Source organism: Alkalihalobacterium sp. APHAB7, from assembly GCF_048323755.1.
Classification (GTDB): Bacteria; Bacillota; Bacilli; order Bacillales; family Bacillaceae_F; genus Alkalihalobacterium.
In genome coordinates, this window is sequence record NZ_JBLWFS010000029.1 from 21931 (window position 1) to 42043 (window position 20113).

Annotated in this window: 21 protein-coding genes; 6 read left to right on the forward strand and 15 right to left on the reverse strand. The window is 37.2% G+C overall.

The window, feature by feature from the left end; genetic code table 11:
- Window positions 1–14 precede the first annotated feature (14 nt).
- From ACNSTQ_RS19805 to ACNSTQ_RS19825, 5 genes are all read right to left on the reverse strand, one after another.
- Entirely contained in the window at window positions 15–1070 is a 1056-nt protein-coding gene (locus ACNSTQ_RS19805) for an ABC transporter ATP-binding protein (protein WP_418201496.1), read from the reverse strand.
- Window positions 1071–1182: 112 nt separating this feature from the next.
- Entirely contained in the window at window positions 1183–2337 is a 1155-nt protein-coding gene (locus tag ACNSTQ_RS19810; protein ID WP_418201497.1) for a Ger(x)C family spore germination protein, read from the reverse strand.
- The gene (locus ACNSTQ_RS19815; RefSeq protein ID WP_418201498.1) at window positions 2327–3427 is read right to left on the reverse strand and encodes a GerAB/ArcD/ProY family transporter; all 1101 of its coding nucleotides are present in this window, start codon (window positions 3425–3427) and stop codon (window positions 2327–2329) included. The genes ACNSTQ_RS19810 and ACNSTQ_RS19815 overlap by 11 nt, the downstream gene beginning before the upstream one ends.
- Window positions 3417–4937, reverse strand: coding sequence for a spore germination protein (locus ACNSTQ_RS19820; protein ID WP_418201499.1), 1521 nt, complete (start codon window positions 4935–4937; stop codon window positions 3417–3419). The genes ACNSTQ_RS19815 and ACNSTQ_RS19820 overlap by 11 nt, the downstream gene beginning before the upstream one ends.
- A gap of 190 nt (window positions 4938–5127) precedes the next feature.
- Window positions 5128–5388, reverse strand: a complete 261-nt coding sequence (locus tag ACNSTQ_RS19825) for a metal-sensitive transcriptional regulator (protein ID WP_209125174.1) — start codon at window positions 5386–5388, stop codon at window positions 5128–5130.
- A gap of 349 nt (window positions 5389–5737) precedes the next feature.
- On the opposite strand from ACNSTQ_RS19825, the gene ACNSTQ_RS19830 reads away from it, so the two are divergent.
- Window positions 5738–6325, forward strand: a complete 588-nt coding sequence (locus tag ACNSTQ_RS19830) for a YitT family protein (RefSeq protein WP_418201500.1) — start codon at window positions 5738–5740, stop codon at window positions 6323–6325.
- 107 nt (window positions 6326–6432) lie between these two features.
- Here ACNSTQ_RS19830 and ACNSTQ_RS19835 read toward each other — a convergent pair whose 3' ends face one another.
- From ACNSTQ_RS19835 to ACNSTQ_RS19850, 4 genes are all read right to left on the reverse strand, one after another.
- The gene (locus ACNSTQ_RS19835) at window positions 6433–7548 is read right to left on the reverse strand and encodes a hypothetical protein (protein ID WP_418201501.1); all 1116 of its coding nucleotides are present in this window, start codon (window positions 7546–7548) and stop codon (window positions 6433–6435) included.
- A 1-nt stretch (window position 7549) separates the two neighbouring features.
- Entirely contained in the window at window positions 7550–8083 is a 534-nt protein-coding gene (locus ACNSTQ_RS19840) for an RNA polymerase sigma factor SigX (RefSeq protein ID WP_418201502.1), read from the reverse strand.
- 453 nt (window positions 8084–8536) lie between these two features.
- On the reverse strand, window positions 8537–8731 hold the full coding sequence (locus ACNSTQ_RS19845) for a transposase (protein ID WP_418201503.1): 195 nt from the start codon (window positions 8729–8731) through the stop codon (window positions 8537–8539).
- 200 nt (window positions 8732–8931) lie between these two features.
- Entirely contained in the window at window positions 8932–9351 is a 420-nt protein-coding gene (locus ACNSTQ_RS19850) for a universal stress protein (protein WP_418201504.1), read from the reverse strand.
- 245 nt (window positions 9352–9596) lie between these two features.
- Between ACNSTQ_RS19850 and ACNSTQ_RS19855 the strand changes: the two genes are divergently transcribed.
- Window positions 9597–10187 (forward strand): DedA family protein, encoded by a 591-nt coding sequence (locus tag ACNSTQ_RS19855; RefSeq protein ID WP_418201505.1) that lies wholly within the window; start codon window positions 9597–9599, stop codon window positions 10185–10187.
- Window positions 10188–10291: 104 nt separating this feature from the next.
- Here the strand turns inward: ACNSTQ_RS19855 and ACNSTQ_RS19860 are convergent, their stop codons facing one another.
- On the reverse strand, window positions 10292–10711 hold the full coding sequence (locus ACNSTQ_RS19860; protein ID WP_418201506.1) for a hypothetical protein: 420 nt from the start codon (window positions 10709–10711) through the stop codon (window positions 10292–10294).
- 304 nt (window positions 10712–11015) lie between these two features.
- Between ACNSTQ_RS19860 and ACNSTQ_RS19865 the strand changes: the two genes are divergently transcribed.
- Both ACNSTQ_RS19865 and ACNSTQ_RS19870 read left to right on the forward strand, forming a co-directional pair.
- Window positions 11016–11207, forward strand: a complete 192-nt coding sequence (locus ACNSTQ_RS19865; RefSeq protein ID WP_418201507.1) for a hypothetical protein — start codon at window positions 11016–11018, stop codon at window positions 11205–11207.
- Between the two features lie 243 nt (window positions 11208–11450).
- Complete coding sequence (locus tag ACNSTQ_RS19870; protein WP_418201508.1) at window positions 11451–12254, forward strand: alpha/beta hydrolase family protein; 804 nt, start codon at window positions 11451–11453, stop codon at window positions 12252–12254.
- A gap of 86 nt (window positions 12255–12340) precedes the next feature.
- Here ACNSTQ_RS19870 and ACNSTQ_RS19875 read toward each other — a convergent pair whose 3' ends face one another.
- From ACNSTQ_RS19875 to ACNSTQ_RS19885, 3 genes are all read right to left on the reverse strand, one after another.
- Complete coding sequence (locus tag ACNSTQ_RS19875) at window positions 12341–13888, reverse strand: peptide chain release factor 3 (protein ID WP_418201509.1); 1548 nt, start codon at window positions 13886–13888, stop codon at window positions 12341–12343.
- Window positions 13889–13971: 83 nt separating this feature from the next.
- On the reverse strand, window positions 13972–14967 hold the full coding sequence (locus tag ACNSTQ_RS19880; protein ID WP_418201510.1) for a Gfo/Idh/MocA family protein: 996 nt from the start codon (window positions 14965–14967) through the stop codon (window positions 13972–13974).
- Between the two features lie 96 nt (window positions 14968–15063).
- Window positions 15064–15981, reverse strand: a complete 918-nt coding sequence (locus ACNSTQ_RS19885) for a beta-propeller fold lactonase family protein (RefSeq protein ID WP_418201511.1) — start codon at window positions 15979–15981, stop codon at window positions 15064–15066.
- Between the two features lie 149 nt (window positions 15982–16130).
- On the opposite strand from ACNSTQ_RS19885, the gene ACNSTQ_RS19890 reads away from it, so the two are divergent.
- Together ACNSTQ_RS19890 and ACNSTQ_RS19895 are read left to right on the forward strand one after the other, a co-directional pair.
- The gene (locus ACNSTQ_RS19890; RefSeq protein ID WP_418201512.1) at window positions 16131–16964 is read left to right on the forward strand and encodes an MBL fold metallo-hydrolase; all 834 of its coding nucleotides are present in this window, start codon (window positions 16131–16133) and stop codon (window positions 16962–16964) included.
- Between the two features lie 126 nt (window positions 16965–17090).
- Window positions 17091–17546, forward strand: coding sequence for a DinB family protein (locus tag ACNSTQ_RS19895; protein WP_418201513.1), 456 nt, complete (start codon window positions 17091–17093; stop codon window positions 17544–17546).
- 58 nt (window positions 17547–17604) lie between these two features.
- On the opposite strand, the gene ACNSTQ_RS19900 is transcribed toward ACNSTQ_RS19895, so the two are convergent.
- Both ACNSTQ_RS19900 and glmS read right to left on the reverse strand, forming a co-directional pair.
- The gene (locus ACNSTQ_RS19900; RefSeq protein WP_275120699.1) at window positions 17605–17808 is read right to left on the reverse strand and encodes an alpha/beta-type small acid-soluble spore protein; all 204 of its coding nucleotides are present in this window, start codon (window positions 17806–17808) and stop codon (window positions 17605–17607) included.
- A gap of 248 nt (window positions 17809–18056) precedes the next feature.
- The gene (gene glmS, locus ACNSTQ_RS19905; protein WP_418201514.1) at window positions 18057–19859 is read right to left on the reverse strand and encodes a glutamine--fructose-6-phosphate transaminase (isomerizing); all 1803 of its coding nucleotides are present in this window, start codon (window positions 19857–19859) and stop codon (window positions 18057–18059) included.
- Between the last annotated feature and the right edge of the window lie 254 nt (window positions 19860–20113).

A 20113-nucleotide genomic window follows, 5' to 3' on the forward strand; every position in this document is an offset into this window, starting at 1 on the left:
AGCATATTATTTAATTAATCTACTAAAGCTACTAATTCTGGAGTTATATCAAATGTCACTACACTCCCGATTTCAATGTCTTGTTCGATCGGTGCATAGATAACCATCGGCTCATTAGATGGGTGATCTGATTGTAAACGGACATGTACTTCTTGGTATTCACCGCTGTATGTAACTCGCTCTACCATACCAGCATAACGTCCTTCCTCGGCAAGACGGCAGCCTTCAGGGCGAATCGATACCATAACATTATCCATTGTTTTATCGGATTGCTGCGGTAAACAAACACGGCCAATATGCGTTTCAACATGTTTTAAATCCGGACATAAAGTCCCAGAAATTAAATTGGTTTTACCGACAAATTGAGCTACAAAGCAGTTTTTTGGACAACGATACATTTCCCTAGGAGCAGCAATTTGCTGGATAACTCCTTCATTCATAACAACAACTCGGTCAGACACCGCAAAAGCATCTTTTTGGTCATGGGTTACAATGATCGCCGTTGCTTTTGCTTTTCTTAGAATATTCGTTACATCATAGCGCATTTTCTCTCTTAGACCAGCATCTAAGTTACTAAATGGCTCATCCATTAAAATCACTTTAGGTTTTGGTGCTAATGCACGTGCTAATGCAACACGTTGTTGTTGCCCTCCCGATAATTCGCTTGGTAAGCGGTGGCCAAAATCACCTAAGCCAACTAATTCCAGTACTTCTTGAGCACGTTTTTTCTTATCTCGGGTTTTCCATTTATTTAGACCAAATGTAACATTCTTTTCAATTGTAAGATGCGGAAACAAGGCATAGTCTTGAAACACCATCCCTATCCCTCTTTTTTCTGGAGGTAAAGAGCGGCGGTCATCATAAACAATCTCATCCCCAATACGAATTTCCCCTTTTGTCGGCTGTTCAAACCCTGCTAACATCCTTAAAGTAGTCGTTTTACCACAGCCACTCGGCCCTAATAGAGTAATGATTTCACCCTCTAAAATCTCAAGATATAATTGGTCGACGGCAGGAGTAGCCGCTCTATTATAATATTTGGTAACGTTGTCAAACTGAATGAAGCTCATAGCTAACCTCCGATGCTCCTCAACTAAAAGCGATGAGAATGATATTCATTGTTAAAATTTTAGCATAGGAAAAGCCCAAGCGTCAATGAAAAGACGTATAACTTACTAGGATTTATCGGCCAATCTTCCTCTTATCATACTTACCACGCTGACCTGTATTGGAAATATTAAAGGTGACATCAATGTTAAATTGAGCATTACGCCACCCTGTCTTGTTCCAGTTTAACGTTTCAAAATACGTCGGGGCCGTCGCCCAAACCCGATGCCCTAACAACCACGGTTCAACATTAATTTCTTGCATCTTAGCAGTCGTTCGCTCTATCTCTCCCTTTAATTCTTTTTCCATTTTTGTTTCTAACTTTGATATGAATTCTAAATCAGTAAGTTCCTTTACCGTCGCAACATCAATAATCTCAGCATCACCTTTGACATCTATTTGAAAGTTGACGGGTTTTGATTTTTTATAATCAATATTTGCTCTTAAATTCATTCGGGTCAATGACACCGTTGTCTTAATTCCATTATGATCCAACACCGTAGTGTAATTCATCGAACTAATTTCATTGTCATGTAATAACTCACTAATCCCAACCTCACGTTCGAGAAGTTTCCCAGCCATTTTATAATCTTCAAAGACTGCCATCCCGTCGATTTCCATTTGATCTCCTTTCGATCTCGCTAATGGTAATGATGCGGCTCCAGAAATCATATTACTATCACGCAGGAACTCAAATAGTTTCACACCTTGAGCTCTTGCAACTTTTTGATCGGCATCAAAAAAACGACTTAAATATAGGGCAGGTAATTGAACGAGTGGCGATTCTCTTTTTATAAAGTCTGTGGCTAATTCTTCTTCAACGACCAATAGGTACACTTGGTTGGCCACTGTTGTTTCCCGGTCCAAAAAATTAATTACTTTCTCGAGGTCCTCTCTTGCAATGGCTTCAGAGATGGCTACGGCTTTTAAGTGACCAAAAAAGAGAACAGTCGGGGTCAGTGACTCAATTTTTACAATTGCATCCCAAATCGTATCTGCTTCTTCATGAAAGGCTTCAAATTCTTGACCGCCTGGTGCCGCCTCTACCCCTTGTCCAATTCCTTCCGTGAGAATGGGTAATTGAACGGTGACCGCATAACTCTTTTCTTCTCCTTTATCAATCGCCATGCCAACAATCATCGAGCGTTGGTCTAACTCCCTCGAGTCCGGAACACATCCATTACAAATGACAAGTAATATAATTATTAATAGAAGGCGTTTAACTTTCATGAGCAGCCCCTCCTCTCTTTTTTCTAAATAAGAAATAACAGAGAAGAATTATTGGTAGGATAAACGAATAAATGAACGTGTTTACATGGTAAGGGCGCCATGGTTCATTTGTAAAATCAGCTGTTGCTACGACACCTATAAAAAGGATTAATATATAAGTTATGACCCATTTCGTAGGGTGAATTTTAGGCCAAGTAATCCTTGCTAAGTAGACCATAAACCAAACGTGGATGATGACCATTTTGTAAAAAGCAATGATCCAAAAGCTTACAAAAAATAAGTCAATTCGCTCTAGCCCACCGGCTTCTCCACCAAACGTTTGAACGAGGGCAATAAAGGGTGATAGCAATGCTAAAGTTTGTTCAAAGCCAAATGTACCAACTGCGACCAGACTTAAAACCACATACGTGACCATAACAAAAATAAGACCGTAGTTCATCGCGTGCAACACTTTTTCTTTCTTTTTTACATGACTTACAAATGCTATAAGGACAAAGACACCGGCATAGCGAATCGTATCCGATAATGTACTGAGTGAAAATGTAATCGGATCGACCGCTATCAATGGTGGAATATAAATCCACCTGAAATGATCCCCGAAGAATAAGGCTATTAAAAAAAGCAGAATGACAACATCAAACATAACGAAGAACACCACAAATCTTGTAATTGCAGCCACTCCATAATAAGCTGCCGCACCAACTACCAGTAAGAAGCTTCCTATAATTATCGATCTAGGAGTTTCAGGAAGTAAATACGTTTGTACAATCGTATCCATTCCTTTAGTTACAACTATTCCACTATATAAAGTGCTTAAAATGAAATAAATGATAATGCCATAATAGATTAATTTAGGAAGGTGGTTTTTGGTTTCTAACATCAAATTTTGACTATCGTATTTCTGAACAAATCGATGAATTAAGTACACGAGAATGAAGTAAGGTATAACACCAACAATAAGTTTTAACCAAGCACTTCGAATTTCTTCCCCTGAGACAAACGGAAGAAACACTAATCCAACACCAAATGTTGAACAAACAGTAAGTGCAAATATGTCAAAAGAACGAAAAATTTGTTCATCATTTTTCATTTGCTTCACCTTCTTCTTGTCTAGCCTGAGGATTCAGTCTAAAAAACGTATTCACTGCTTCTTTCACATTAAGAGGTGCAAAAGGTGATAGATACGGTTTTGAAACCGAATGTAAGGCACACAGATGAATAAACAATAAACATATGATGAGCGTAAGACCGTATAATCCTAAAAGTAGTGTAATAATGAGTAACACATAGCGAACAACTCTCCACGATGACGCAATCTCCCAAGACGGTGCAGTAAAAGAGGCAATCGCAGTGAACGCTATAACGATAACCATCGTGCTGCTCACAATTCCTGCCTCAACCGCTGCCTGTCCTATAACTAAACCTCCAACGATACCAATCGTCTGTCCAATAAAACTCGGTAAGCGAATACTCGATTCAACTAGTACATCAAGCGCAAACATCATAAGTAGTGCTTCTAACCCTGCTGGAAGCGGAATGTTATTTCGTGATGCGGCCAATGTCATAGCTAATGTAGTTGGAATTAATTCGGGATGAAACGCTACTAAAGCAACATATACCGCTGGGAACATCGCTGCAACTACAACACAGGCGATACGCAGGAACATAATAAAACTATGACTCCATGTTGAAGACTCATCATTGTCATCACCTGTTTCATAAAAGTTAATTAAAGAAATAGGCAATATTAATGAAAAGGTTGAATTGTTTATAAGAATTGCCACCTTCCCTTGTGTTAAGGAAAAAGCAACTCGATCCGGTCGCTCTGATTTCATTGCGAGCGGAAATGGTGTTTTTGGAAAATCAACTAAATACTGACTTAACATTTTAGAGGTCAAAATTTGGTCAGTCTTTATTTTCGTAAGACGATCTTGAAGCTTACGGACGACAGCTGGGTCCGCATATTCTTCAAGGTACACCAATGCCAATTGGGTATGAGTAACTGACCCAGCCTGATACTTTTGTATTTTCAATCTCGGGTCAGGAAAGTACTTTCTCATCAGTGCCATATTTTTATGAACATCTTCAATAAAACCAATCTTTGGTCCGTACACCTGCTGTTCCGTCGATGGATTTTGAAGACTTCGTGTTTCCACATCTCCAAGTGCGATCGTCACAGGTTTATTTCCAGAAAAATGACATATTACTTCTCCACGCATGCAACGCTCTAACAATTCCTGCCAATCTTTTGGTTCAACATATTGAACCATATTCATTAGGTCCCCTAATGAATCAACATTGATGTTATGATCACTTTTGCTTCGATCTGTAATCGGCTTAATAATACTTTCTTGAAACAGACTCGTGTTAATGAGTCCAATAAAAAAATAGAAATTCACTACGTGATCTTCCGTAATATGAATTTCCCGAATGAAGAAATCATCCATATTCTCAAAAACCGTAGTTACTGTATCTTTCACACTACTCATGTCAGATGTAATATGATTTATATCTTCTAAGCCAATTTTTCTTGTAAGGAACTCATTATAATCATACGTATTAAAATTAGGCTGTTTTTTCAACTTATTTAAGAAGAACATACTAAACGCTCCATTTCTTACTTGTTCTCCCTTTATTATGTGAGTTTTACAACTTCGTATACTTCTTTCATTTTCTCGTTAATTACACAAGGCTGTTTTCGGTTTTATTTTCAACACCTTCACGCTATGCGTGAAAAGCCAAACAAAAAGACTGACTTATAAGAAGTCAGCCTCGCCTTACCATTTTTTATTATCTACTTTTCACCAATAAATTTACTGCTTCTTTAATCGTTTCTTCTGTATTTTCCCCGTTCTCAATTTGTTCGCGTATACAAGCTTCTAAATTCGTACTTACGACAACTCCAATTGCCCGGTCGAGTGCATTACGTACCGCAGCCATTTGTCCAACGATATCTTGACATTCTTTTTCTTCTTCCATCATTTTAAGGATGCCTCGGACTTGACCTTCAATACGTTTTAGCCTATTCTTCACTTTATCATCGTATTTCATGCCCATCTCTTACGCCCCCAATTAACATTTTTTTCATTATACACTATTCCTATTTGTTTAACATCTAATTCAAGATTCTCTAATAAAAAGTCTCCATATACTTATCATTTTTGTTTACCATAATTATTTACTAGCTTATGATTAGTCGTGTGGTTTCCGTACCTGTAGATGCAGACAAAATAAAATCAATGAAACCTGATGGTACTTTACCGTCTGTAACAGACTATCATTAACAAGCCTGGCCCTTATTAGAGTCAAGCTTAATTGTTGTTCTATCCTTACAAGACATGCATATAACTAACTTATTAGAGGACCAAGCTCCTAAACTCTAAAGCGAAAGGTGCTTCTCATGATTAAAAGTATAGTTGCAGTTCTAATCGGTAGTCTTTTGATCAGTTACGGGATTAACCAGTTCTTCATTCCTCACCATATTCTTGATGGTGGAATGATTGGTGTTGGATTAATCATTCATTATGTATGGCAACTGGACGTTGGGATGTCCATTATTTTACTAAGCATTCCAATCTATTTGTTAGCTTGGAAATACTATCGTACCTTTTTTTTCTACAGCATTCCAGGGTTTCTCGTTTCCTCCTTATTTATTGATTGGTTTCACTTCCTCACCTTACCCTATGAAATCGATCCACTCCTCAGCGCAGTCTTAGGTGGACTTATATTAGGGGCCGGCGTTGGCATCATGTTTCGAGTCGATATTAGTACAGGCGGACTCGATTTACTCGCACAAATGATTGCTGATTATACAAAAGTAAACATTGGAATTATGATTTTCATTATTGATTTCCTTGTCGTTATAGGTGGAATATTTGTTATTACTCCTACTGAATTACTTTTATCAGTAATTGCTGTTACGGCAACTGGTTTTTCTACGATGTTGCTTACTCTAGATACTCACGGTTCCCCACATTCCCTTATTTAATTCGACAACTCATTTCCCGGGAAAGCAATCTTCGACTTTCTATATTTCCGTAATGTCGAAATAACAGAGAGGACAGTCCTCTAGAAGACTGTCCTCTCTTGAATTCCTTAACGAAATGCTATTCCGTTTGGGGATATTTCTGTTGAAATTCTATCATTGAACTTATACGGGCCAAGCTCATCAACCCCAGCATTATGGAACTCCACCTCTTCAACCTTGAAGTGCTTAGCAGTTAGTAATATGGCTTCTAATAACATTAATGAATCTTCATGTATCACTAGATCAGTCTCTTGACCAAATGAAATCGTTACAGCTTGGTTTGACAGTTCTTCTACCGCTTCAATAACAATTCCTGGAGTTGTAGAAGCCATCAAACGAACAATATCTTCAAAGGTAAGTCCTGTAACTTCTCCAAGTCCTCCAGCAACTAAGAACGTCCTTCCTGTAGAATTCTCATATGCTGTGTATCCAGAAGGTGAACTCGTGATTGGCCATCCTTCCATCGGACCATATTCCCCGATATCCACTCCCCCTTGACCACCAACTAAAATGTTGAAAGCTTCATACCCTAAAGGCGCTAATACCATATTCAATGCTTCTTCTAACATTTTTTGGTTACTTGAACCTGCTAGTACCTCAGGAATATCAACCGAAACCGTTGTCTCAGAAACTTCTTTCATTGCTACCCCTTTAAGTGGAGAAGCCAGTAACCCTACAGCTGAAGGATCATACTCTTCTAAGATCACGGAGATTTGATTTAGAATTATATCATCATCTCTCACAATAAAACTTAGAGGAACGATAAACATGGCTTGCTCATCAAGATATGGAATAGTTACCACTCGTTGGTCATCTTGAAGGTTGCCCTCAACGATTGCAGGTATATAGTTGTTATATTCCATTGTGGTTTCTGTTGCTTTCTCTAAGGCTTCGTCCATGTCCACCATGAACATTTCACCCGCTTCTGCTTCTTCTGCATATGGTAAGGCTTCTTCACTTCCATTACTTAGTATCATAGGGATTAGTGCCAATAAAAGACCTGCGGCTGTTGCACTGGCAAGAGCAGGCATCATCCATGACCTTCTTTTCTTCTGAGGTTCAGTATCCAACTGTTTCTTTATATTTTGAAATATTTCATTTTTTGAACGATGATCTTCTACCTTAGGGAGTTGTTTCATTTTTTTCTCAAACTCTTCTAAGTCAAAGTTATCTTTATTGTCCACATTATCCCTCCTTTACAGCTCCAAAGTTAGGCTGTCCAACGTATTCCTTTAAAGCTTTAATTGCTCGGTGTGTTGTTGTTTTGACTTTACTTTCAGTCCACCCGAGAACTTGGGCTGTTTCAGTAATTGTTAGTGACTGAACATACCTTAGTATTACTACTTGCTGTTGATCTGATGAGCATTCTGCTAGCCCTTTATAAATTAGACGTAATTCGTCCGATTGCGTTACAATATCTTCAGGCAATGGTGCAGGATCACGGACTTCTACTTTTTCAATCGGTCCGAGCAAGCCTAACCACTTTCTTTTTTGGCGGTTTTGTTTACGAATCCAATCAATCGTAATATTCCTTGCAATAGAATATAGCCAAGTCTTTTCACTACTTTTGCCTTCGAAAGATACGTAAGACTGGAGAACTTTAATATATACTTCTTGTACTAACTCTTCTGCTGTTTCACGGCTTCGAACCATATAAAATATAAATTGAAATAATGGCTGATGATACGTTTCATATAAGCGATCGAATGTGCTCTCCAAAAAGGACACCCCCTTTAATTAAGACGACAAACAACTGTGTAAGTTACAAAAATTAACACAAAAAAAGCCCAGAAGGGAGAATCCTTATGAGCATGTTACACATTTTTTGTTTATCTCCTTAGAGATAACAATATGTGAAAGTTTGGAAATTGACAACTTAAATTATTCGACAATCCTACTTCCAATAATCCAATATAAAAATCCGTAAAGGAGTGCAATTCCTGCGATTAATAGAAATAGTGCTTTATTGGATAATTTCAAAGCTCCATCCACCACCCTAATTATGATTACTAAAATTATAGCATAGGAAGTGGACAAAAAAAATGAACGCTTAAAGAACTGATTAAGCGCTCAAACAGTGAAAACTATATAAGAAAGACCTATTGAAAGTAGAAATGTAGGAGGATTAGTAGAAGATGTTTAGGTAGATAAAAATGAATGTACACTCATTCATTACCTTTCCTCAAAAGCAACGTTACCTCTTATGCGCCGTTTTTGGAACTTTCCTGATTGATATTCAACCACCCAGCGATGCACCAAACCTACACTTAATACATACCTTCTAGCAATCAACGATTTATTTCCTGTTTCAATCGCTTCTTTCACCACCTTCACTTTAAATTCCTTAGAGTAGCTCGCTCGCTTCAACACTCATCCCCCATTCCAATCTCTTTTCTGTAAACGCTTTCATTAACTGGTTATAAAAAAACAACCACTAGCTTAGGGTTGTTTTCTTGTTATTATCTCTTACTAATGTATATGTCTGAATTTTAAAAAAATATCGATAATTTGTCAAGGTTTCTAACATTACAATTTCATTAAATTCGTTTACATCTAGGTGAAATTTATTATTTCACAATCATCACTGGGCAATTGGCACGCTTTGCTACTTTATGGCTTACACTGCCTAACACCATTTCTTGAAGTGCATTTAAACCTCTACTACCAATAACGATCAAATCAAATTGTTTCTCGTTGGCGTACTTTACAATGGCAGGCCCAGGCTCGCCGCGGACAATCTTTACTTCAAAATTAATGTTTTCATTTTTTGCGTGGTTCTCAATGGCACTCAACTTCTGTTTTCTTTGGGAGGCAATTCCTAAAGCATCCCAATTTTTTAATACGTCTGCTTTCGATGTACTGCCATCGACCACATACAATACCGTAACACAAGAATCGTCACTTTCTTTAGCAATCGCTATAGCTTTTTCCGCTGCCCTAATCGAGTGCTCGGACCCATCAGCTGGAAGTAATATACGTCTAAACATACCTAATCCCCTCTCATAAGTAAACTGGATGAATGTTTTGTTTATGTTGGATTAGTCTAAGCTAGTAATAGTAAAGCTCACCACTATTTTCTTATTTAATTATATCTTATTTCCACAAGAAGTTCATTAAACGAATTACTGTCCATCTAGGTGGAGGCAATTTCTCATTTACGTACATGAAATATTAAGTTTATAATGAATTAACATTGTAGGCGAAAACCTGAAATAATTGATTGAGGGACATTATGGAGTTATTTGAATTTTTAATCATGAAGTATGGCTATATTGCCATTGTTATTATTCTTATAGGGGGAATCGTTGGTCTTCCTATACCAGATGAAGTACTACTTACTTTGATTGGATATTATACCTATGCCGGTAAAATGTCTTATACATTAGCTTTATTGTCCGCCTTTGCCGGGTCAGCAATCGGCATATCCATCAGTTATTTCTTAGGTGCAAAACTCGGATTGCCTTTCTTACTGAAGTACGGACCAAGGTTTCACATCTCACATAAAAAAGTAGCTTATACTCAACAACTGTTTTATAAGTATGGACCTATCCTTCTTTTTATCGGGTATTTTATACCCGGGCTCCGTCATATTACGGGCTATTTATCTGGAATATCAAAATATAATTTTGCAAAATTTTCTTTATTTGCTTACACTGGTGCTTTTACATGGGTCTTCCTCTTTATCACACTAGGACAAGAGCTCGGAAATAAGTGGTACATTGTGGAACGATACTTTCTAAAGGTTGGATTACTATTATTTATCCTACTCGCACTCATCAGCATATTTCTTATTCTTAAATATAATTATGCTAAAAAAAAGTAAATTTGACATGATAAACTTGGATCTTCACACACAGTGTGAAGCTTTTGACGATATAATAACAAACAAAAAGTGAGGGGGTAATTGTCCCTCACTTTTTATCACTATTATTCAGCTGATTTTAATTCAATTTCCTCTTTAATCTCATCTACTGAATCAAATAACCATGAACCAGTTAACTCTTCACCATCAAAAGCAATGGCAACAAAACCATCTTCTACTTGGATGATATCTACTTTATAAGCACCATATTCTTCTTTCTCAGTATCAATTGTATCAATATAACGAATTTCTTGTGCAGAACCCCATAGTAATAACTCTGCTGCATAAGAGCTATACGTTTTTCCTTCATGTGCTCTTTCTTGGAATTCCTCAGCTGTTAAGTAACCTGTCTCTACAACTTCAACTACTTCTTCAGTTTCAGTTGCTCCACCTGCTTGCTCTGTTTCCTCTGCAGGCTCATTATCTGCTGTTCCACAGCCTACTAATAACATACCAGCTGCCATAACCATAAAAAACTTTTTCATATCTTCTCAACCCCTATATCTATTTTTCTCTCATGGGCTATTATATAACAAAAAGAATTTTAAGATAAAGTAGAAAGTTTTTACTTTTATAAAGTTTAAATATTCACTGAAATTTAACTTTTCTGAAAGATAATTTACTATTCTTTATTTCTACTAGGCCCCTGCAAAATTTTGACGATTATAATTTAATAATCGATATTTATTTATTCTAGATAATCATGTATTATATAAAATTGTATGGTTATTACTTCATCATTTTTTATTATATATTTTACATAAAAGAAATTCTTAGGAGTCGATAGTTATGAAAAAAGATAAAGTGCGTGGTGTAAGTATTCACACGACGGGAGAGGGATTAGCTTACTATATTCATTATGACCAAAATGGAACAAAACATGTAGACAAACAAATGTATGATGAAGCAATCGCTTCCCTTCAAAAATGGGATCACCAGATTGACCAAAACAAAACCGAAGTTAGAGCTTTAAAGCTCTAATCTCGGTTTTTTTCTTTAATGAAATACCATTCTATATAGTCAATTTTACCGTTTTTACCTAGAAAATGTAAATTCTTCGACGACCTCTCCAGTGTCATCCTCCAGTAAATAAATCGTACCAAGTACAACAACGTACGAACCCGTTCTGTGCTGATCAAATTACTTCTTGAAAAAATTGCTAAGTCAATATATACTTAATACCAAGTAAACAAATATGTTTTATTGTAATTGGAGGAGTTACTATTGATTAAGCCTGTCTATTTTCCAGCAGGAGATGTTCTTTTGTCTGCTATGATTCACTATCCAAAACATACATTAAGCGAACAGGTCCCTGCGGTCATCTTTGTCCACGGTTTTGTAGGAAGCAAAGTTGGTGAACACCGCCTGTTTGTAAAAGCTGCTAACTACTTTTCTGAACGTGGATTTTTAGTTTTTCGCTTTGATTTTGGCGGGTGTGGAGAAAGTGAAGGCGATTATAGTCACGTAACCTTAACCAAACAAGTGAAAGAGCTCCAAACAGCCATTGATTATGTATTATCTATAGATCGAGTTGATCCTAATTTGTTAACGGTTGTCGGTCATAGCTTAGGCGGAGCCGTTTCTTCATTAACAGCTAGCAGGGATGAGCGAATTAAGCGACTTATATTATGGTCACCTGTCGCAAGACCGTACAAAGATATTGTTCGGATTACGACTGAAGAGGCCGTTACTCAGGCTCACATAGAAGGTGTCTTTGATTACCAAGGGTTTAATTTAAGTCATCTCTTCTTTCAAGATTTGAAGCTTCACCACCCTTTAAAGACTTTACGCAATTATAAAGGTCCAGCATACATCATTCACGCTGCAAAAGATCAAGATGTTCCTCCTGGTAATACGATAGATTACTACAAAGCACTGAAAGAAAATCAAGCAGCGAAAACTCATTATTCTTTCATTCAAAATGCTGACCACACCTTTTCTAGTTACCTTTTTGAAAAACAGTTATTTAATGCTACGTTTGAATGGGTATCCATTATTGACAATAAAAGCAAAGTTAACATTATATAAAAGCAAAAAAGCTAGACATGCTATATAACAGCAATGTCTAGCTTTCTTAGTCAAGAAGTAAAATGAGTTAGCTCTAATTCCAAACCTTAAAATAACATATCCCAACCCGAAGATAACTTAATCTCAGGGTACTTATCTTTAAACCAATTGTACGTAAAATCATTTTCAAATAAGATCACTGTACGTTCGTGAAGATCCTTAACCAGAAGCTTGCGGCTGTCTGTCATTCGATCTGTCACTTCCCCTTCAACGACCCATCTTGCGAGAGAATGCGGAAGATACGATAATTCAATATCAACGTTATATTCATTTTTCATTCGATATTCAAACACTTGATACTGTAATTCACCGACTGCGCCTAAGATATAATCATCAAAATAAGGAGTGCGGTATAGTTGGATCGTTCCTTCTTGAACAAGCTGGTGAAGGCCTTTATGGAAATGCTTATGTTTTAAAGCATTTTTAGCTATTACTTTTGCAAATCGCTCAGGTGGAAACTGTGGCAGTTCTTCATATTGAAAAACGTCATTTCCCGTTAGTAATGTATCCCCAACTTGATAAACGCCAGAATCGTAAATTCCAATGATATCCCCAGCATAAGCTGTATCAACTGTTTCACGTTCTGACGCAAAAAATTGATGAGATTGTGCCAGCTTTATCCTTTTTCCTGTTCGGGCAAGGGTCACATCCATCCCTCTCTCAAAAGCCCCTGAACAAATCCGTAAAAATGCAATTCTATCACGATGCTTCGGATTCATGTTCGCTTGAATTTTAAAAATAAATCCAGAAAACTGAGAAGCTTCAGGTTGAACTTCCCCTTTCGATGATTGTCTAGGTTGCGGGGGTGCAGCTAATCGAACAAATTGCTCAAGGAATCCTTGAACACCAAAGTTGCTCAAGGCACTACCAAAGAAAACAGGCGTCATCTTTCCTTCTCTTACTTTTTCCATTGAAAAGGAGTTTCCTGCTTCATCAAGAAGCATAATGTCTTCATCTAATTTTTCCGTTTCATAATCACGAAGTCCCGCTTCTTCAAGACTTACGACTTGATGTTCTTGACCTTCAATGAAAACTTCAACTGATTGATCGGTCCGGTTATAAATTCCTTTTAAAGTTTTTCCCATACCGATTGGCCAATTCATCGCATACGTTTCCATTTCTAACACTTCTTCTATTTCAGCTAATAAATCTAGTGGCTCTTTTCCTTCACGGTCTAGCTTATTAATAAAGGTTAGAATAGGAATTCCTCTCATTTTACAAACCTTAAACAGCTTAAGCGTCTGTGCCTCTATCCCTTTTGTCCCATCAATGACCATAACTGCTGTATCAACGGCTGTTAATGTACGATACGTATCCTCACTGAAGTCTTGGTGACCTGGAGTATCGAGAATGTTAATTTGGACTCCTTCGTATTCAAGTTGCATAACACTTGAAGTAACAGAAATCCCACGTTGCTTTTCAATTTCCATCCAGTCAGATGTTGCATATACACCTGATTTTTTCCCTTTTACGGTTCCTGCTTTTCTTATTCCCCCACCGAGCAGTAACACTTTTTCTGTCAATGTCGTTTTCCCTGCATCGGGGTGAGATATAATAGCAAATGTTTTTCTTGGTAATGTTTCTTGTTTACTCATACGATTGCTTCCTTCCTGTCTTGCTCTTATCCCAATAGTATAATGAAAGTTTACTCGACATACAAATTAATTTTTTCTGTCGTTTAAAGAACTTGGACACTCTTTTTCTCGGACATGGATCTAAGACATGCATCCATGACACGCATATTCTTTAACGTATGCTCATTATTATCGTTTAGGTCTTCCCCTTTTAAAATCGCATTCGAAATATATTCAATTTGACTGCGGTATTGATCGGCCACTACAGACTCTTCGCGAGTTCCATGCTCAGTGGTAACGGTTAACCTTCCTGCCCCACCTTGCTTATCGGGACGAAATGCCTGAGGAACGACTATTCTTCCTTTTGTTCCGATAACCTCGTATTGATTCACTGGAAATTGCTCAAAACTACTTGTAAACGTTGCAATCACCTGATCTGGAAAAGTCATCGTCCCTTGTACGGTTATATCGACATGGCTCTCCTCATCTACCTTTCCTTTACAATACACTGAAACAGGCTCTGCCTCTAAAATAGTAAGAATAGCGTGAGTACAGTAACAGCCGACATCGTATAGACTACCGCCACCCAGTTGGGCGTTTAATCGGATATTATTTGCTGTTAAGTCTAATATATAGGTAAACGCTGCATTCATCTGTTTTACTTTACCAATCTCTCCTGATTTTATGATTTCTTTTACTCTTTTGTGTTGTGGGTGAAATTGGTACATGAACGCTTCCATAAATCTCACTTCTTGCTGTTTGCATATTGACAGCATTTCTTCTACTTCTTTACTTGTTAATGCTGCGGGTTTCTCACAAAGAATGTGCTTGCCGTTTAAAGCAGCTTCGACCACCCACTTTTTATGTAGCGCATTAGGTAACGGAATATACACCGCATCAATTTCAGGGTCTGTTAATAATTGTTCATATGAGGAATAGGCTTTCGGTATAGCAAACTCTTTGGCTGTTTGCTCAGGTACTCTTTCTTGGCTGCTGATTGCTAGTATTTTGACATTGTTTGCTCGTTCTATCGCAGGAATGACTGCTTTTTTCGCAATTCCAGCATCACCTAGAACACCCCAATTTATTGTTTGTTTCATTTTATACGACCTCCAATTTGTCCATAAAAAGATCCTACCATGTTTTATATTTACACAATAGGATCTTCTTATAAATTGTACTTTTGTTTTCTTCTATTATTTTTTTAAATAGGCAATTCCATCTGGGTGAATGCCGACTTCAATTCTTTGGTCCTCTTTTAACGTCTCCATGTTAATCACAGAAATATCGTTTGTTTTATTATTCGCTACGAATGCTAACGTACCTTCTTCATTAAATACCGTTCCTCCAGGCCAAACACCGACACGGATCCGTTTCACTTCCCAAGGTCTAACATTTTCTTTTAATTTGTGTGCGGTTTCAATAATCGATAAATCGCCTGACTCTCGGTTTGGAATTAATGCATATTTACCATCTGGTGAAAAGACGATTCGAATAGGAACGCTCCCTACACGACGTTTGTGCTCTACTTCAAATGTCTTCGTATTAATAACATATAAATTATTGTCTCCTTGGTTAGCCACATACAAATGCTCACCATTTGGATGTACTGCCACTCCTTCTGGTGCTTTTCCAACCGGAAAATGATTGACAATTTCCTCTTTTGCGGTGTCAATTACCGTCATATTATCTGAACCAATGTTGGGTACATATACGGTTTTTCCGTCTGGTGAGAACGAAATCATATGCGATAATTTCTGATATGTAGGAAAGACTTTTTCAATTTCATCGGTTTCACTATTAATGATAAATACTTTTTCACTATATGTCGATGCCATGTAAATCTTTTTCCCGTCATTCGTTACTCCTAGCCCATGTGGGAAGTTGAAGTCTGGATGTTCCAATGTTGTTTCAATTTCAAATGTTTCATTGTTAATGATATTAATTTTATTGCCTAACGAGCAAGTAACATACGTTTTCTTACCATCTGGTGTTACTACAACTTCATGTGGATTGTAGTCTGTTTCAATCGTCTTTTCAATCTCATTCGTTTGTAGATTAACAATTGAAACCGTATCCTCATCTTTATTCAAAACAATTAAATACTCTTGCATTTGAAACTCCCCCTTATAAAATTTCGTTACCCTAAATATATCATTGACATCTAATTCACACAAACCATATAAACTACATAAATGGTTTTTAAAATATTGTGGTAAGATAGTAACTGAATCTTTATTCATACTATAACTAGGTGGTCAATATGAAACTCACACAGACAATCTCAACACACGACGAAGTCGTTTGTCTACATGGCACAATAAAAAAATTGGGAAGATCATTTACATTTAATGTTTATTATGTAGACGGTTTACTCATTGACACAGGTCCAGTGTGCGCCCAAGAAATCGTTATTGATTTCGCAAAAAAAGTAAACCCAAAACAGATCATACTTACTCATCATCATGAAGATCATGCTGGTAACGCAGCAACGTTATCGAAATTATTAGATTTACCCATAAAAATGAGTGCTCATACAGCCAAGATACTTCAGACACCTCCAATTATACCTTTGTATCGGCGGTTAATTTGGGGAAAAGAAACCAAAGGCGTCTGCGGAGAAATTGTTGAAAACTCAATTATGACTAAAAATCATCTTTTTTCCATTGTTCAAACACCAGGTCATTCAATTGATCATATTTGTTTAGTAAATGAAGAAAACGGCTGGTTATTTGCTGGCGATCTTTTCTTGGGTAAGAGGCTTTTATATGGAATGAAAGGTGAATCGATTCCGCAATTATTAAAATCGATTAGTCTTATATTAGATCATCGATTCGATACCGTATTTTGTGGACATGCAGGTATTGTAGGACATGGACATGAAGCACTTAAAGCCAAGAAAGAGTTTCTTCAAACGCTCATATCTGAAACGGCTTCTCTTTACAATCGAGGCTGGAGCGAAGAAAGGATAACGAGAAAACTCCTTTCCCGGCAAGCCGCTATACAACTGTTTTCTGGTGGTGAAATGGCACCTAAACACTTAATCCATTCGATTATTGAAACGATTTCTCCTCAAAATAATATAAAAACCAATTAATTTTTTACTAGGGTGACTTAATGTCGCCCTCTTTTTTTATTTCTAAATGCAAAACAGTTTCCTTTTATTGCTTTTTCGTATACAATTATTATCGGAATTATCAAAAAATATTAGGGGGGGTAAATTATGGCTGTTACTGCATTTACATTTGCTCGATCTGCCAACATTCAAGTTTTAAATGCTGCAAAAGAACATCAACTCGACGCAGTTCCAGAAGGTTTTAACAATTCGGTACGCTGGAATGTTGGACACGTTCTAGTCATCGCTGAAACGGTATTAAGACATTCTGAGCATTACGAACCTGTGTTACCAAGCTTATATAAGAGATTGTTTGATATGGAGACAAGGCCTTCTGAATGGACAGAAGAACCACCATCTGTAGCTGAAGTCATGGAAATGTCTCAGAAACAACTAAAAGCAGTACAGAAGTTAAATAGTGAGCATGGTGATACTACCTTTGCCAAGCCATTTGTTTTATTTGGTACTACTTTTGATAATGTTTCAGACGCTCTTGCGTTCATATCCTTTCATGAAGGACTCCACTACTCAACCTGTAAATACCTATTAAAGAAAACGAAATAACCCATTAACACAACCAAAAAGGAGGAAGAGTGTCTACTCTTCCTCCAATCCATACATATTATCTTTGATAACCGCCAAGTTGCTGCTCAGCCATTTGTACTAGACGCTTTGTGATTTCTCCACCTACAGAACCGTTTGAGCGAGCAGTAGTGTCAGCTCCGAGTTGTACACCGAATTCTTGTGCAATTTCCATTTTCATTTGATCAATTGCTTGTTGTGCGTTTGGTGCTACTAGTTGGTTTGAAGAATTATTGTTTGCCACTAGAAATCAACTCCTTAATAAGATTTAATTATATTATTTTCTAGAGTTGCGTTTCTAAACGTGGTAATTTATTCCTGTAATTTTAGTAATGTTTTATGTAAAAATTAAAAATCCCCGATCAACGGCGCTTAAACTCGTGTTAGACAAATTATAAAAATTTAGCTCTAACAAAAAACGAGACCTTTTGAGCCTCGTTTTTTGAAGATATTTCAACTTGTATATTGGTAATTACAAGTATGTTAAATTTATTATTCAACAGTTACAGATTTTGCTAGGTTACGTGGCTTATCAACGTCACAACCACGGTGTAAAGCGGCATAGTACGAAATAAGTTGTAATGGGATCACACTTACGATCGGTGTTAAATACTCATGGACACTTGGAATAACAAATGCATCATCTACATCCTCTAAACCTTCCATACTAAAAATGCACGGATTAGCTCCACGTGCTGCAACTTCTTTCACGTTTCCTCGAATACTTAAATTAACATGTTCTTGAGTCGCTAACGCTATTACTGGTGTTCCTTCTTCAATTAATGCAATCGTTCCGTGCTTTAATTCACCACCAGCAAAGCCCTCAGCTTGAATATAAGAAATCTCTTTTAATTTAAGAGCTCCCTCTAATCCTACAAAATAATCAAGGCCACGACCGATAAAGAAACAATTACGAGTTGTTGATAAGAAATCTCGAGCTAACTTTTCAATCGTTTCCTTTTGATCACATAGAGCTTCAATAGAGGTCGCAACAAGACTCAATTCATAAATTGGATCGAAGTCGATATCAAAGCCTTGAGCATTTGCTGTATCTACAGCAAGAATTGCTAGAACCGCCATTTGTGCTGTATATGCTTTTGTTGAGGCTACTGCAATTTCTGGTCCTGCATACGTATGAAGCGTGTAATTAGCCTCGCGCGATAATGTAGAGCCAGGTACATTCGTAATCGTTAACGCACGGTAGCCAAGTTTTCTAACGTTTACTAATACGCCTCGACTATCCGCTGTCTCACCACTTTGTGAGATAAAAATAAAGAGTGGGTTTTCTGATAACAACGGCATGTTATATAAAAATTCACTAGCAATATGAACTTCTACCGGTTTATTTGCAAGTCGTTCAATGAGCTGTTTTCCAACTAATCCTGCATGATAACTCGTTCCAGCAGCAATAATATAAATACGATCTGCTTCTTTCATCGCTTCTCGAATATTACCATCTAATTGGATTTTGTCTTCACTATCTTTATATTTAGAGATAATGTTGCGAATAACTACAGGCTGCTCATCGATTTCTTTTAACATGAAATGAGGATATGTTCCTTTTTCAATGTCACTTGCATCTAATTCTGCTTTAAATGGTTCTCTCGAAATCGTTACTCCTGCTAAATTTTTAATTTCAACTTCATCACGAGTAACAATTACAATTTCTTGATCCATTAATTCAACAAACGTATCTGTCACTTGTAACATCGCCATTGCATCACTGGCAACAACATTTACATCTTCACCAATACCTACTAGAAGTGGACTTTTATTTTTACCGACATAGATTTTTTCCGGATCCTTCTCGTCGATTAACGCCGCCGCATATGAACCTTTTAGTAATGATAATGTTTGACGAAATGCTTTTTCAACAGTTTGACCTTCGTTAAGAGATTTTTCAACGAGTTGAACGATAACTTCCGTATCCGTATCACTTTCAAATGTTACATCTTCTAAGAAGTCACGTTTAAGCTGTGAATAGTTTTCAATAACTCCATTATGAACAATGGTAAAGCGATGTGATGTGCTTTGATGAGGGTGAGCATTTACTTTACTTGGTTCCCCGTGTGTCGCCCAACGCGTATGACCAATTCCAACCGTTCCAGTCACATTCTCATCAACAGCCTCACGTAGTGTTGCAATACGTCCCTTTTCTTTAAAAAGGTGAACACCCTCATCGTTTACAATTGCAATTCCGGCAGAGTCATAGCCACGATACTCTAGCTTTTCTAACCCTTTTAATAAAATCTCTTTGGCATCCTGCGTTCCAATATATCCAACAATTCCACACATGGTTTATTTCCTCCAATCGGGAGGCAAGAAACACCCATGTTTATTTTACTTATCCAAGGGCCTTTTCTTGCCCCCACTCTTCTGATAGTCATTATTAACATCAATGCTTTTGATTTTGTACAGAAAGTCACCTCTCTGCTTTTTACAAAAACTTCCGGCTGTGATGTTCAACCGAGGGGCATCCGCCGATCATCGATAAACCCCTTCCTCGTCAACTATTCTTCATCTCTAGAATAGTTCAGGCGCTTTAAGAT

Coding starts and splice junctions, on each gene's coding strand:
- ACNSTQ_RS19805 (WP_418201496.1), bottom strand. CDS start 1,070: ATGAGCTTCATTCAGTTTGACAACGTTACCAAATATTATAATAGAGCG.
- ACNSTQ_RS19810 (WP_418201497.1), bottom strand. CDS start 2,337: ATGAAAGTTAAACGCCTTCTATTAATAATTATATTACTTGTCATTTGT.
- ACNSTQ_RS19815 (WP_418201498.1), bottom strand. CDS start 3,427: ATGAAAAATGATGAACAAATTTTTCGTTCTTTTGACATATTTGCACTT.
- ACNSTQ_RS19820 (WP_418201499.1), bottom strand. CDS start 4,937: ATGTTCTTCTTAAATAAGTTGAAAAAACAGCCTAATTTTAATACGTAT.
- ACNSTQ_RS19825 (WP_209125174.1), bottom strand. CDS start 5,388: ATGAAATACGATGATAAAGTGAAGAATAGGCTAAAACGTATTGAAGGT.
- ACNSTQ_RS19830 (WP_418201500.1), top strand. CDS start 5,738: ATGATTAAAAGTATAGTTGCAGTTCTAATCGGTAGTCTTTTGATCAGT.
- ACNSTQ_RS19850 (WP_418201504.1), bottom strand. CDS start 9,351: ATGTTTAGACGTATATTACTTCCAGCTGATGGGTCCGAGCACTCGATT.
- ACNSTQ_RS19855 (WP_418201505.1), top strand. CDS start 9,597: ATGGAGTTATTTGAATTTTTAATCATGAAGTATGGCTATATTGCCATT.
- ACNSTQ_RS19860 (WP_418201506.1), bottom strand. CDS start 10,711: ATGAAAAAGTTTTTTATGGTTATGGCAGCTGGTATGTTATTAGTAGGC.
- ACNSTQ_RS19865 (WP_418201507.1), top strand. CDS start 11,016: ATGAAAAAAGATAAAGTGCGTGGTGTAAGTATTCACACGACGGGAGAG.
- ACNSTQ_RS19875 (WP_418201509.1), bottom strand. CDS start 13,888: ATGAGTAAACAAGAAACATTACCAAGAAAAACATTTGCTATTATATCT.
- ACNSTQ_RS19880 (WP_418201510.1), bottom strand. CDS start 14,967: ATGAAACAAACAATAAATTGGGGTGTTCTAGGTGATGCTGGAATTGCG.
- ACNSTQ_RS19885 (WP_418201511.1), bottom strand. CDS start 15,981: ATGCAAGAGTATTTAATTGTTTTGAATAAAGATGAGGATACGGTTTCA.
- ACNSTQ_RS19890 (WP_418201512.1), top strand. CDS start 16,131: ATGAAACTCACACAGACAATCTCAACACACGACGAAGTCGTTTGTCTA.
- ACNSTQ_RS19895 (WP_418201513.1), top strand. CDS start 17,091: ATGGCTGTTACTGCATTTACATTTGCTCGATCTGCCAACATTCAAGTT.
- glmS (WP_418201514.1), bottom strand. CDS start 19,859: ATGTGTGGAATTGTTGGATATATTGGAACGCAGGATGCCAAAGAGATT.